This window comes from Plesiomonas sp., assembly GCF_051650925.1.
Taxonomy (GTDB): Bacteria; Pseudomonadota; Gammaproteobacteria; order Enterobacterales; family CAMTGL01; genus Plesiomonas.
In genome coordinates this window covers 1-14266 of record NZ_JBOFRH010000212.1, presented here as the reverse complement: position 1 = coordinate 14266, position 14266 = coordinate 1, and the positions used below count along the sequence as shown (strand labels likewise).

Genomic DNA, 14266 nt, shown 5'->3' with positions numbered 1-14266 from the left:
ATGCTGGGCAATTACTGCTATCACTACTCAATAATCTATTGGATATGTCGCGTCTTGATGCGCGAAAATTGAACATAGATTTGCGTCCGGTTAAATTAATACCCATATTGGCCGAACTTGAGCGGCAGTACAGTATAATTTCTGAGCGTAAAAAAATTACCCTTAATGTTCACGAACATAATATTGCAGATTATAACTGCTTTAATATTGATGAATTGCGAGTCAAACAGATCTTATATAATTTAATTTCAAATGCCCTGAAATTTACCGCACAAGGCGAAGTTACCCTGTCGGCTCGCTTTTGTAATCAGAAAGGGCAGGATAATGGCATACTGGAGTTTGATGTCTCGGATACGGGTATCGGTATTGCCGAACAGGATAAAACCAAATTATTTTTACCGTTTTCACAGGTGGATAATTCCACTAGCCGTGTATTTGGCGGTACGGGGCTAGGGTTGTCTATCTGCAAAGAGTTGGTGGAGCTGATGGGGGGGACTATCTCATTAGAGAGCCAGAAAGGGCGTGGTTCGCGCTTTATTGTTCGCATTCCCACCACTGCCTGTAAAGTAGAAGAGCCTCGCACTCAAAGTAATAAACCGCTGGTAACAACCCACGATGATCCGGTTATTTTATTGGTTGATGATCATGAAGCTAACCGATTTGTTATTGGTCAGCAGTTAAAACGGCTGGGTTATCGTTTTATCACTGCCAGTAACGGACATGAAGCACTGGCGTTGCTCGATGCAGGAACCGATATCTCACTGATTCTACTTGACTGCTATATGCCAGAACTCGATGGCTTTGAAGTCGCCCAGCGGATCCGGCGCAATGAAATCGCGCGAGATCTGCCAATGACACCGATTATTGCCATTTCAGCCGATTCCGGCGAAGAGCACTACGCCCGCTGTCTTGACTCTGGTATGGATGGTATTTCAACTAAACCACTATCACTTAAGCAGCTAAAAGCACTGCTTGAACTGTGGATAGATACCGCTGAACCTTTTGAAAGCACTTTGTCAGATATAAACTCAGACAAACCAGATATACATGAGAGTGATCTTAGCGGTGAAGGTAAGCTGCTTGCCCGCTTTATCGAATTGAGTCAGCAGGATATAGCGGATGGCCTTGTCCAGATAGATACCCAGCACTATTCAGGAGCGGCTAACTCCTTTCACCGCATTTTAGGTGGTGCAAATATACTGGAGCTTGATGCCGTTGCTGTGCTGGCAAAACGGCTGGAGCATGCATTACGCGGTGAGCTATACCTTGATGATCGTGAAGTGATCAAATTAAAAGGGGATATTGCTGAGCTGGCTTATCAATTGGAAAAGTTAACTGATTGAGTGGTACTGACGTAGGCTTTTGATAATATTAAGCATTGCCTTTTTAAACCCGCCATTAGTGCGGGTTTACATGGCTTTTCTACATTTCAATCTGTTGTGGTATACTTCAGCAACTTGTTGGCATTTTGTCATATAAAAAGATGGCATCGGTTAGCAATAAGGTTAAAATATCGTCGCGTCTAAAATAAAATAGGTCGGCCAGCGAAGATGCAAAAAAGTATCAGTGTTATGATTCTTGATGATCACGAAATCGTCAGGGAAGGTATGCTCTCTCTTCTTAAAAAAGAAGAGCGAATTTCTGTGATTGGAAGTTATTCTACTGTCGCAAGTCTGACCAAAGGAATTAAAGAAAATAAGCCAGACTTGGTTATTGTTGACTATATTTTAGGCAAGGATGATGTTGACGGTTTAAATTTAATCAAACGTTTAACTACTCGAAATCCAGAATTACTGATTTTAGTCGTCTCGTCTATTGATTCATCCACCGTAATATCATTGCTCAAGCGCACCAAAGTCAAAGGTTTTATCAGTAAAGGCAGTTCATTAAATACGCTAGTTGATGGAATTAAAAAATTAGCTCGTGGTGAAGAGTTTTGGCCTGAGTCAAATGGTATCTCACTGACGTCATCACAAAATACCACCGATAACAGCGGTGAAAATATGAATAGTCTTTTAGAGGCACTCACACCGAAAGAGCGTGAAGTATTACGTTGTTATATTAACGGAATGACTGTCTCTGAAATATCACTGAAATTTTCCCGCAGTGTCAAAACAATTAGCGCGCAAAAACAATCAGCACGCCGAAAACTCAATATAGAGTCTGACAGAGATCTGTTTATGCTCAGTGATTACATTTAACACAAAGAAAAATAGGAGTAATAGAGAAAGCTCATAGTATTGAAATTAATGAGCAAAACGCATATTTTTATTTTCGCGGTGTTATTATTTTTGATTTATTACGTTAAACGCATAAACTGCATACAGTGCAATTAATTGTATGGCTGTTTTGATATTCTTTATGCGCTGATAATTTTCCCTATATCGACTCCCTCTTTAGATCCTCTGTACAGTTTTTCTGTACAATTTCCAAGCAAATCTTATATAACAATTTGCTATATTTAATGATTTTTTGGTAAATCGACAAAAATGACGATTAAATATCGCTTTAGCAAAAAACAGGCATAAGAAAGCTCTTTTCCTTATTTCACCCCGCTCGGCGAACGCGCGATAGTATGCATTAGCAATCTATTTTAACGGTTTGGCAACAGTATTTGATGCCGTAGTAACAAATGAGTCAGTGGGGGATACAATGGCAGTTCGCTCTTTTAGCGTGATCCCAGGGATGGGGCCTACACTTGGTTTTACCTTAGTTTATCTGGGCTTAGTGGTGTTACTACCGCTGTCAGCACTGGTACTGTACAGTTTTACCCATTTATCATTAACTGATTTTTGGCACATCGTGACCCAGCCACGGGTTATTGCATCCTATAAATTGAGCTTTTTTGCCGCCTTAATTGCCGCCTTGATCAATACTGTCTTTGGCGTGTTACTTGCGTGGATTTTGGTTCGTTATGAATTTCCCGGTCGCCGTTGGGTTGATGCCTTGATCGATTTACCCTTTGCAATGCCCACTGCCGTTTCAGGCATTGCGTTGACTGCCGTGTTTGCGGGTAACGGGGTCATTGGCCACTGGTTAGCACCTTATGGCATCAAAATGGCATTTAATCCAACCGGTATCGTGATTGCGCTGATTTTTATTGGCCTGCCTTTTGTGGTACGCACACTGCAACCTGTGCTCCGTGAACATGAGAACATGCTCGAAGAAGCGGCCTCCTGTTTAGGTGCTGATCGCTGGCAGATATTCTCACGGGTTATTTTTCCTGCCTTATTACCCGCAATTATTACCGGTTTTACCTTGGCGTTTGCGCGTGCCATTGGTGAGTATGGCTCGGTCATTTTTATTGCGGGCAATATTCCGATGGTGTCAGAAATTGCCCCACTGATGATCATGAGCCATCTCGAAGAGTATGACTATGCTGGTGCAAGCGCCATCGCTGTGGTGATGCTGGGTGTATCATTCTTACTGCTGCTGCTGATTAACCAGCTACACGCATGGAGCCGTAAAGGAATTAAAGAGGATAGACTATGAGCCGGCAGCAAACAGAGCGCTCTTGGGTTCGCTATAGCTTAATCGCATTGGGTTTGAGTTGGTTTACACTGATTTTAGTGATTCCGGTCATCGTTATCTTTCTTTCAGCATTCAGTAAAGGGTTGGATACCTACCTATCCGCCCTCAGTGACAGCGATGCACTTTCGGCACTCTGGTTAACGTTGACGGTTAGCCTGCTGTCAGTGCCGTTAAATATTGTTTTTGGCGTGTGTGCTGCATGGGCCATTGCACGGTTTAAATTTCGCGGCCGTGAAGCTCTACTTACCTTGATTGACTTACCGTTTTCAGTATCACCCGTTGTTGCTGGATTAATGTTTGTCATGCTGTTTGGCAGTAACGGTTGGTTTGGCGAGTGGCTGGAAGCATTTGATATCAAAATTATCTTCTCAACACCGGGCATTGTGTTGGCAACCACCTTTATTACCGTCCCGTTTGTGGCGCGTGAAGTGCTTCCGTTACTGCAATCTCAGGGGGTAGAGGAAGAAGAGGCCTCTATTATGCTCGGTGCAAGCGGTTGGACAACCTTCTGGCGGGTGACTCTGCCGAGTATCCGGTTAAGTTTGCTGTACGGTGTGTTGCTCTGTACTGCACGAGCGGTCGGCGAGTTTGGTGCAGTGTCTGTGGTCTCTGGCCACATTCGCGGGCAAACCAATACCATGCCGCTGCACATTGAAATTTTGTACAACGAATACCAATTTGCTGCAGCGTTTGCGGTTGCCAGCTTGCTTGCCAGCTTCGGCCTGATTACCTTATTAGCCGAAACCCTGATTGATAAAATGCGTGAACGCCAAAAAAATCACATCTTGTCTCAAGGAGTTGAATCATGAGTGTTGAAGTCAAACATATCCAAAAAGCATTTAACGGCTTTGCCACCTTGCATGATATCAACCTGACCTTTCGCTCCGGTGAACTGGCCGCGTTACTTGGGCCATCAGGCTGTGGTAAAACAACCCTATTGCGTATTATTGCAGGATTAGAGCGTGAAGATCAGGGGCAAATTCTGCTGAATGGGCAGGATGTATCGGCACTGTCGGCCCGTGATCGTAAAGTCGGTTTTGTTTTCCAGCACTATGCACTGTTCCGGCACATGTCAGTATTTGAAAACGTTGCGTTTGGTTTGCGTGTAAAACCGCGCCATTTGCGCCCTAATGAAGCGACAATTCGGCAGAAAGTGTTAACGCTCTTAGAGTTAGTGCATCTTGGCCATCTGGCACAGCGTTATCCGAGTGAACTCTCTGGTGGCCAACGTCAGCGTGTGGCGCTGGCTCGTACACTGGCCGTTGAGCCGCAGGTGTTGCTGCTTGATGAACCGTTTGGTGCGTTAGATGCGCAGGTTCGTAAAGAGTTACGCCGCTGGTTGCGTGAACTGCATAACGAACTACATGTAACCAGTTTGTTTGTCACCCATGATCAAGAAGAGGCACTTGAAGTGGCTGATCGCATTGTGGTGATGAATAAAGGGCAGGTAGAGCAGATTGGCACACCAGATGATGTGTATGAGTCACCGGCGACGCCATTCGTACATCAATTTTTGGGAACAGTGAACTTACTGCAAGGTCAGGTTAACGGTGATAATATCCATTTTCACGGGCATATTTTACCGATATCCAACAGTGTAAGTACATTATCAGGCAGTGATGCAATCGCTTATGTGCGTCCGCAAGATATTGAGGTCTTACCGGCTAATGTTAATGTAGGTACACCGGCCAAAGTGGTGCGCTTACTGCGTTTAGGCTCGGGTATTCGGGTTGAATTTATTACCGAAAATACGGGGAAAAATGCCGTGGTAGAAGTGGATATGAACCGCGAACAGATTGCCCAACTTGGTTTGACAGTAGGAAAACAGGTGCGCCTCTGCCCGCAGCGTGCACATGTTTATCCGTCAGTCATTACGGCTGAACAAACCAAACCCCATACCGCGAAACAAGGAGAACGCGCCGCATGAATTTCCAGCAACTCAGGATCATCCGTGAAGCTGCCAGACGTAATTACAACCTGACTGAGGTCGCAAACTCACTGTTTACGTCACAGTCAGGTGTGAGTCGGCATATCAAAGATCTTGAGGAAGAGCTGGGCATTGAAATTTTCATTCGGCGTGGTAAAAGGCTGCTGGGGATGACCGACCCTGGAAAAGAGCTGCTAGTGATTGTCGAACGAATGCTGACCGATGCCGGAAATATCCGGCGTTTAGCATCATCGTATTCGGCAACGGACAGCGGTTATCTGCGGGTTGCCACCACCCATACACAGGCGCGGTTTTCATTACCGGGCGTGATAAAAGAGTTTCGGCCGCTGTTTCCCAAAGTACAGCTAGGGGTCAATCAGGCCAGCCCCGATGAGATAGTGTCACTGCTGCTCAGTGGTGAAGTTGATGTTGGTATTGCCAGTGAACGAATTAATGAGCATCCAGATTTGGTCTGCTTTGAATATTATCACTGGCATCATTCGGTTGTAGTGCCTAAAAATCATCCGTTAGTACATACGCCCATTCTGACTCATGAGCTGCTCTCAGCGTATCCGCTGATTACCTATTATCCGGGGTTAACCGGTCGTTCTCGTATCGATAGCGCTTTCCAAAAGGCTGGATTTACACCCGATGTTGTGTTGAGTGCGCAAGATGCTGATGTGATAAAAACATACGTAGAGCTGGATATGGGCGTGGGCATTATGGCCTCGATGGCGTTTGATGCACGCAAAGATACTGATTTGGTACAACTCAATGCCAGTCATCTTTTTGCACCGAATACCGCATGGTTGGCGGTAAGAAGGGCGCAATATCAGCGCGCTTATGTGCTGAGTTTTTTACAAATTTGTAATCCAAGTTTAAGCATCAGTGATATCAAAGAGGCTATCTGGAAAGAGCCGCAAGAGGAGCATGTTTTACAATTTGATATTTAACGGATACATACGTGAGATATGTAAAACCGAGGTCTATACAATAAAGTATTTAAGACAGATATCTAATGTGTGTTATGTGGTTTGCTATTGTTCGCTTTCTCTAACATGCAACCGCTAAGTGTGAAACTTATCTGCCGTAATCGAAATCATGATTAGCATCAGTGCCCGTTATTAATACGGGCACTGATATCAGGTTAGAAGAGATAAATTACACATTATTGATTATAAGCATTCTCACCGTGCGTGGTCACATCCAGCCCGATACGCTCATCCTCTTCCGGCACACGTAAGCCAATAATCATATCAACCAGCTTGTAGCAGATAAGGGCAACAACGCCTGACCAGAGGATTGTGATCCCCACACCCAGCGCCTGAATCTTCACCTGTTCCCACATTGAGTAGACGGCTACGCTGTTGGTGACATAGTCCCATACGCCTGTTCCCCCCAAAGCCGGGTCAGCGAACACGCCGGTCAAAATTGCGCCCAGAATACCGCAAACACCGTGTACTCCGAAAACATCAAGGGCATCATCGGCACTGAGCCAGCGTTTAAGCATATGAACACCCCAGTAGCCCGCTAATCCGGCGAGTAGACCGATAGCCAATCCGCCGCCGATCCCGACAAAACCACAAGCCGGTGTAATGGCAACCAGCCCCGAAACAGCGCCAGACACTGCGCCTAGCAGCGAAGGTTTGCCTTTAATCAGCCACTCAGCAAACAACCATGTGAGTGTGGCGGCAGACGCGGCACTCCATGTATTAACGAATGCCAGAGCTGCTGTACCGTTGGCTTCAAGGGCTGATCCAGCATTAAAGCCAAACCAACCAAACCAGAGTAGTGCAGCGCCAATCATGGTCATGGTTAGGCTGTGTGGTTTCATCGCCTCACGGCCAAATCCGACACGGCGGCCCACCATATAGGCCCCTACTAATCCTGCAACTGCGGCATTGATATGTACAACGGTGCCGCCAGCAAAATCAAGTGCGCCGTGGCGGAATAAGTAACCCGCCGTTTCGGTAGCAGCACTGGCCGCTTCTGCGCTGGTGTATGCGTCAGGGCCAGCCCAATACCAAACCATATGTGCCATTGGCAGATACGATAAGCTAAACCAGATGACACAAAACAGCAGCACTGCAGAGAACTTCATTCGCTCGGCAAACGCACCGACAATCAAGCCACAGGTAATTGCTGCAAATGCCCCCTGAAAGACGACATAAACCAGTTCATGTACCCCGACACCTTTTGAGAAGGTGGCCGCAATTGAGTCTGGTGTCACACCTTTAAGCAGCACTTTATCGAATGACCCGATAATGGCATTGCCTTCGGTGAAGGCGATGGAGTAGCCGTAGACTATCCATAAAACAGAGATCAGAGCAAAGACAGTGAACACCTGCGCAAGTACGGAAAGCATATTTTTTGAACGTACTAACCCGCCGTAAAAGAGTGCCAATCCGGGAATTGACATCAAGATCACCAACGCACTACAGATCAGTAGCCATGTGTCGTCAGCCTTATTAATTGCTGGTGCGGGGGCAACACCTTCGGCATAGGCTGATGATAGGGTCAGTAGCAGGCCGAACAGGGCCGTAAAAACAGTGAATAAAGAGCGTGTCATGGCAGGCCTCTCTTCAGCATAGGGAATTTTTTTCACAATATAGCTCCTTGCATGATGTTGCTCCTTGAACGGTACAGCCTCTGAAACGGTATAACGTCTAAATGATATAAATGCCGTGCTGCACCCTGATCATGGTGATCAGTCTCGGGTCTTACTGCGCTGTTACAGTGCAGAATCATCCGTTTCACCGGTTCTGATCCGAATTACCTGACTGAGCTCGCAGACAAAAATTTTGCCATCACCAATTTTTCCGGTGTAAGCCGCTTTTTGTATCGCATCGATGACCTCTTCAAGCTGATCATCAGAAATTGCGATCTCAATTTTTACTTTGGGCAAAAAATTCACCACATACTCAGTACCGCGATAAAGCTCGGTATGACCCTTTTGGCGGCCAAACCCTTTCACTTCTGTCAGGGTTAACCCTTGTACTCCTAGCAGTGAAAGCGCTTCTCGTACATCTTCGAGTTTGAAGGGTTTTATAATCACAGTAATGAGTTTCATAGTGTTCCTTTGATATGAACAGGATGACCTGATTACCTTGATATACGCATAATGTATGCCATAAATTAATGCGGTGTTAAAAGTTCTTTAATTTATTTTTATTTTTCAGCTTATCGGGGCTGTGTCTGCTGTTATCCCTATCCTTAGAAAAAAGCTTTTTAAAAAAGGGAAGGGAAAAACAGAGATAGAGCAAAAATTGCACTATTGTAGTGCGTAATAATACCGTGACTGCACCGTATCAGTGCGTATCAATAGATCTGGCGATATAACGCAGAGCAAGAAAAACGTTAATTTATGGAAGGATAATCAGCCGCGCTGAAAAAGTGCGGAGCATAAAGAGAGTAGAACACAGCGGTTATGAGGGATAGAGCGCAGAGATATAAATATAAGCTAAACAAATCAACGTAGTGGTGCAATAAAAAATGCCAGTAAACGGTATTTCCTGTTTACTGGCATCGGGTTTTATTGATGGTAACTAAACGTGCCTACTTTTCAGATTGAGCAGATACTGATGCAGGTTGTGCTTCAGGAAACTTCATATCTTCATAACGCACTAAACGGCTCTTAAATTTAATGCGATAACCCAACCACAACAGAATAAACAGCGGGATACCAATATAGGTTGCGACTAAGCTTTGCATATCAACATGGGTTGATGTAAACGCTTGATAGTCCTGACCAAAAGTCACGAATAGACACAGTGCTAGGGCAAATAACGGGCCAAAAGGAAACCATTTTGCGCGGTAAGGCAGTTCATCAAGTGAGCGGCCTTGTGCCAAAAACCCTTTGCGGAAACGGTAATGACACAGTGAAATACCCAGCCATGCAATAAAGCCACTCATGCCGGAAATATTCAACAGCCACAAATAAACGGCCTGATCACCAAACAGTGAGCTTAAAAAACACAGGGCTGCAATCACAGTTGTTGCATACAGCGCATTACGTGGCACACCGGAAGGCGTGAGTTTACCAAAAAACTTCGGTGCCATTCCGTTGAGAGCCATGTTATAGAGCATGCGCGTAGAGGCATACATGCCTGAGTTACCGGCAGACAAAATAGCGGTTAAGATCACGGCATTCATCACGCTGGCAGCAAAGGCTAAACCGGCATTTTGGAAGACCAAGGTGAACGGGCTAACGCCGACATCCTGTACATTATTTTGCAGCAGGGCAGGGTTGGTATAGGGGATCAGGCAGCCAATTAAGAAAATAGCCAGCACATAAAATAGCAAAATACGCCAAAAAATCTGCTTGATCGCGCGCGGAATATTACGGCTCGGATTATCGGATTCACCGGCGGCTACACCAACAAGTTCAGTGCCTTGGAATGAGAATCCAGCAATCATCGCCACACCAATAATGGCAGGAATACCACCGGCAAAAGGTGCATCACCCATGGTGAAGGTTGCCAAGCCTGCGTGGGTGTTGGCGGTGTCATTGATGATACCAAAAATCATCATCACGCCGACGATGATAAAAATAATAACGGTGATCACTTTGACCATAGAGAACCAATATTCTCCTTCCCCAAACCCTTTTACTGAAAAGAAGTTAAGAAAGAAAATAATGGCTAAAAATATACCGCTCCAGACTGTTCCGGGTATTGCCGGAAACCAGTAAGCCATCACAATAGATGAGGCAGTTAATTCAACCGCAATGGTTATAGCCCAGTTGTACCAGTAGTTCCAACCCAGAGCAAAGCCCATAGCCGGAGAGACAAACGCATCACCGTACGTCGAGAAAGAACCAGAGACCGGCATGTAAGCGGCCATTTCACCTAAACTGGTCATTACAAAATAGACCATCAGGCCAATGATGGCATAAGCAGCGAGTGCACCACCGGGGCCCGCTTGGGCAACGGTAGCGCCCGAAGCAACAAATAATCCGGTACCGATAGCACCACCAATAGCTATCATGGTTAAGTGGCGTGCTTTTAATTCACGTTTTAGCCCTGGAGCCGGTTCTTCTTTGGTTTCATTGACGTCGTGCATGGCTTATGGGCACTCCTCTTAAACAGCGTTATTACAGTTGGAAAGACGCATATAAAACGGATTTGTGATGTCCAACACAAGTATTAATTATCGTAATTGATCTCAGCAGAACATGAAGCTGTTTTTTTGTATGAATTTTACTATTATCGTTTTGATTTTTAACAGTATTTCTAAGAACGTAAAAACGTAACTGAATGTGTCAGTGAATGGTAATTAGGGTGAATTAGCTACTTGACATATTGGATATTTATTCCAGTGCCTATTTGTTACTAAACCGCATTATTGGTTAAGTTTATATCTTATTTATGTGTTACGTATCTTTTCCTCCTGCTTTTTTCATCTCTTTTTATGCTGATTTCTTGACGTAAAATGGGTGCGTTTTACTGTAGGAAAATGCGCAGTTCTGGTATTCTACTTATCCATTAAACTGCCCTTTTTTTACTCGCTTTAGGACACTATGGCCCCGATATTGTGTGTATTTTCCCGCGTTAATAGAGCGTCATGGCTCTCTTTACTGCTGGTTTTTTCTCTTTTTTGTGGCAGTACAGTTACTGCTGCGCCTAACTTTAGCAGTGGTTCATTTGAATTACCGCAATCGGAAGAGCTGCAAACGCAATTAGATGGATTGGCGAAAAAAGATAAATTATCGCCGACTCAAACCACGCAAAAAACAGAACTGGAACAAACCATTGGTTTTCTCGATGTAATTGATAAAGAGAAAAGCAAGATCAGTGAAATTCAGCAGCAATATGATAAAGCGCCAGCCCAGCTGCGTCAGTTACAAGATCAACTCAGCACTCTGCGTGATGGTTTGGATGAAACACGTCTGCATAAAGAGTTTGAGCGTTTAAGTTTGTCTGAATTAGAGCGAAAGCTCAGTAATACACAAACCAGTACACAAAAAGCACAAGAGCAGTTATCGGCGGTCAACAGCCAATTAATCTCAATGCAGACACTGCCTGAACGTGCGCAGGCGGCGATGAGTAAAGCCTATGTGCGTATTCAAGATATCCGTAATATTCTCAACGGGGTATCAGCTGATCAAGATGGTTTAACTGCTGGGCGTAAACAGCTGTTAAATACTGAAGTTGCACTCTTAAATGTGCAAATTGAACGCCGACAAAAAGAGCTAGATAGCAATACTACGTTGCAAGATATCGCGCAGAAACAACGTGATATTTTTACTGAGCAACTGAACCAGTATGAGCAGTTATCGCAGTTGTTGCAGCAGCAAATTAACCAAAATAATCTGACCCAGTCAGAGAAAACCGTTGCAGATGTTAGTGACTCAGAGCAAACGTCAACACAAGATCTGAACCCGCTGGTGGTTAAAGAGCTGGATAAGAATCAGCAGATAAGCCAAAACCTGATCAACGCAACGCAGCAAGTGAACACTATGGTGCAAGAGAATACCAAGGTGAAAAACTGGCTCGACAGCGTGACACAGACGGAGCGCAATCTGAATGAGCAGATCTCGGTATTAAAGGGGAGTTTGCTGCTATCACGTATCTTGTATCAACAGCGTCAAATGCTGCCCGATGCCGATTTAGCCCGTAATCTGGAAGAGCGCATTGCTGATTTGCGTTTAGAGCAGTTTGAGGTGAATCGCCAGCGTGATGAGCTGTATCAACCTAATCAATATGTCGATCAACTCGCCGCGCAAAATGGCAATACACCATTATCAGAGCCGGTGCGTAAAGCGTTAATTCAGGTGCTTGATGCGCGTAAAGAGCTGCTAGATCAGTTCAACAAACAGCTGGGTAATCAGCTGAATATGTCGATTAATTTGCAGCTAAACCAGCAGCAATTACAACGTGTTAGCAACAGCCTACAAAATACCCTGCAACAGCAAATTTTTTGGGTGACCAGTAACAAACCACTCGACTGGGCATGGGTCTGGGCGTTACCTGCTGCTATGTTTTATCAGGCGCAAGAGATAGTTAACGATGTTCACCTTGCTAACTGGGCTGGGCAAGAGTTAAAGCTTCTGTTTGCTATTGTGCCGTTACTGATTTTGGCCGGATTAATTATCTGGCGACGTAAAGATCTGACCAAGCATTTGCAATCTATTGAGTCAGATATCGGGCAATTACGCCGAGATTCACAGCTGCATACCCTCAGGGCATTATTGCTGACAATGTTGCAAGTATTACCGGGCACACTTTTTGTGGTCAGTTTCGGTATGCTGTTTATTTTCAGTAATTTAAGTAGTCCTGCAATTATCTGGCATTTAACACTGCGTTTTGCTTTGGCTTATCAGGCCTTTGGCATGTTGGCCCGCGTGTTACAGCCGGGCGGGATTGCGGAAACGCATTTCAATCGCCAAGAGTCTGATATTAATCACCTGCGCCGCTCATTGCACTATATTGCTCTGGCAGTTGTGCCGTTGATTTTAGTCTCTACGGTTGGGGAACTTGAGCCTTCTAGTTTGGCTGATGATGCTATCGGGCAAGTGATCACCATCTCTATGCTGATTGTGATGGTATTCCTGATTTACCCGATCTCTCGCTCCCGTATTGATGAAAACGGAAACAGTCTGCTGCGCTTGTTTGTGATGTTTGCCATCATGCTTGCACCGGTAGCGCTGATCGCCTTAGTCGTGCTGGGTTACTACTACACCTCATTGAAACTCACCGCCAAGTTAATTGATAGTTTCTATCTGGTGATGCTCTGGTGGGTTGTGCATGAAACTGCTCTGCGTGGTTTGGCAGTAGCAGCACGCCGTTTAGCGTATCGCCGTGCCATGGCTCGCCGTCAGCAAAAAGCACACGAAAATGCCGAAGGTGGTGAGATTATTGATGAACAACCTATGGCGCTGGAGCAAATTAACCAGCAGTCATTACGTTTATCTAACATGGTGTTATTCCTCATCTTCTTGGGCGCATTTTACTGGCTCTGGTCTGATTTAGTCACCGTTATCTCATACCTTGACAGTGTGACTCTGTGGATTAACACCAATGCGACTGACGGTATTACACATGCGGTAACCCTGCGTGATCTTCTGATGGCCATTGTATTTGCCGTGGTAGCGTATGTGCTTACGCGCAACTTACCGGGTTTGCTTGAAGTACTGGTGCTGTCAAAATTGCAGTTGGGGCAGGGGGCATCGTACGCGATTACAACCATGCTCTCGTATGTGATTACCGCACTGGGGATCATGCTGTCACTGTCAGCAATCGGTATGTCGTGGGATAAATTGCAGTGGATAGCAACGGGTTTATCGGTTGGTTTGGGTTTTGGCTTGCAAGAGATCTTTGCGAACTTTGTGGCTGGCCTGATTTTGCTGTTTGAGCGTCCAATTCGTATTGGCGATACGATCACCATCGGTAATTTTACCGGTACGGTGAGTAAAATTCGTATTCGAGCCACTACAGTGACCGATTTTGACCGGAAAGAGGTCATCATCCCGAATAAAAACTTCGTGGTTGAGCGGTTACAAAACTGGTCATTGACCGATACGGTAACGCGAGTACTCATTCGGGTGGGGGTTGCGTATGGCTCTGATTTGGAGTTAACACGTAAACTGCTGCTGCAAGCGGCACATGAAAATGCGCGAGTGATGAAAGATCCTGAGCCATTGGTCTTCTTCTTAACCTTTGGTGCCAGTACGCTGGATCATGAATTGCGGGTATATGTGCGTGAATTGCGTGATCGCAGCTTTACCGTTGATGAGCTTAATCGCCGGATTGATCACCTGTTCCGCGAGAACAACATTGAGATTGCATTCAACCAGATGGATATTTACGT

Annotated in this window: 10 protein-coding genes and 1 pseudogene; 8 read left to right on the top strand and 3 right to left on the bottom strand. The window is 45.2% G+C overall.

The genetic code is table 11. The features are described from left to right. The 7 genes and pseudogenes from ACRC27_RS05140 to ACRC27_RS05110 form a co-directional block, all read left to right on the top strand. On the top strand, positions 1-1343 hold a 1343-nt coding region (locus ACRC27_RS05140), incomplete at its 5' end, for an ATP-binding protein (RefSeq protein ID WP_438639338.1). A gap of 228 nt (positions 1344-1571) precedes the next feature. Then, positions 1572-2201, top strand: coding sequence for a response regulator transcription factor (locus ACRC27_RS05135; RefSeq protein ID WP_438639337.1), 630 nt, complete (start codon positions 1572-1574; stop codon positions 2199-2201). A 451-nt stretch (positions 2202-2652) separates the two neighbouring features. Next, a complete protein-coding gene (gene cysT / locus ACRC27_RS05130; protein ID WP_438623042.1) occupies positions 2653-3492 on the top strand; it encodes a sulfate ABC transporter permease subunit CysT in 840 nt (279 codons plus the stop codon). Continuing rightward, entirely contained in the window at positions 3489-4340 is an 852-nt protein-coding gene (gene cysW / locus ACRC27_RS05125) for a sulfate ABC transporter permease subunit CysW (protein ID WP_438623043.1), read from the top strand. The genes cysT and cysW overlap by 4 nt, the downstream gene beginning before the upstream one ends. Next, positions 4337-5182 (top strand): annotated as a pseudogene (locus ACRC27_RS05120) (sulfate/molybdate ABC transporter ATP-binding protein); the annotation flags it as partial. The gene cysW and the pseudogene ACRC27_RS05120, both read left to right, overlap by 4 nt. Then, entirely contained in the window at positions 5165-5458 is a 294-nt protein-coding gene (locus ACRC27_RS05115) for a TOBE-like domain-containing protein (RefSeq protein WP_438629931.1), read from the top strand. The pseudogene ACRC27_RS05120 and the gene ACRC27_RS05115, both read left to right, overlap by 18 nt. Then, entirely contained in the window at positions 5455-6411 is a 957-nt protein-coding gene (locus ACRC27_RS05110; protein ID WP_438623044.1) for a CysB family HTH-type transcriptional regulator, read from the top strand. Before ACRC27_RS05115 ends, ACRC27_RS05110 begins: the two co-directional genes overlap by 4 nt. Positions 6412-6626: 215 nt before the next feature. Here ACRC27_RS05110 and amt read toward each other — a convergent pair whose 3' ends face one another. The 3 genes from amt to ACRC27_RS05095 all read right to left on the bottom strand — a co-directional run bounded on the left by amt (position 6627) and on the right by ACRC27_RS05095 (position 10519). Then, complete coding sequence (gene amt, locus ACRC27_RS05105) at positions 6627-8027, bottom strand: ammonium transporter (RefSeq protein ID WP_438639339.1); 1401 nt, start codon at positions 8025-8027, stop codon at positions 6627-6629. A 162-nt stretch (positions 8028-8189) separates the two neighbouring features. Then, a complete protein-coding gene (gene glnK, locus ACRC27_RS05100; protein ID WP_438623045.1) occupies positions 8190-8528 on the bottom strand; it encodes a P-II family nitrogen regulator in 339 nt (112 codons plus the stop codon). A 485-nt stretch (positions 8529-9013) separates the two neighbouring features. Next, positions 9014-10519 carry an amino acid permease gene (locus ACRC27_RS05095; protein WP_438623046.1) on the bottom strand — a complete coding sequence of 502 codons (1506 nt, stop codon included), beginning with the start codon at positions 10517-10519 and terminating at the stop codon, positions 9014-9016. A 457-nt stretch (positions 10520-10976) separates the two neighbouring features. Between ACRC27_RS05095 and mscK the strand changes: the two genes are divergently transcribed. Then, a partial coding sequence (mscK, locus tag ACRC27_RS05090) for a mechanosensitive channel MscK (protein WP_438639336.1) occupies positions 10977-14266 on the top strand: 3290 nt, incomplete at its 3' end.

Excerpts from the sequence above, each read along its gene's own strand:
- ACRC27_RS05135 (WP_438639337.1), top strand. The coding sequence starts at position 1,572 with ATGATTCTTGATGATCACGAAATCGTCAGGGAAGGTATGCTCTCTCTT.
- cysT (WP_438623042.1), top strand. The coding sequence starts at position 2,653 with ATGGCAGTTCGCTCTTTTAGCGTGATCCCAGGGATGGGGCCTACACTT.
- cysW (WP_438623043.1), top strand. The coding sequence starts at position 3,489 with ATGAGCCGGCAGCAAACAGAGCGCTCTTGGGTTCGCTATAGCTTAATC.
- ACRC27_RS05110 (WP_438623044.1), top strand. The coding sequence starts at position 5,455 with ATGAATTTCCAGCAACTCAGGATCATCCGTGAAGCTGCCAGACGTAAT.
- amt (WP_438639339.1), bottom strand. The coding sequence starts at position 8,027 with ATGACACGCTCTTTATTCACTGTTTTTACGGCCCTGTTCGGCCTGCTA.
- glnK (WP_438623045.1), bottom strand. The coding sequence starts at position 8,528 with ATGAAACTCATTACTGTGATTATAAAACCCTTCAAACTCGAAGATGTA.
- ACRC27_RS05095 (WP_438623046.1), bottom strand. The coding sequence starts at position 10,519 with ATGCACGACGTCAATGAAACCAAAGAAGAACCGGCTCCAGGGCTAAAA.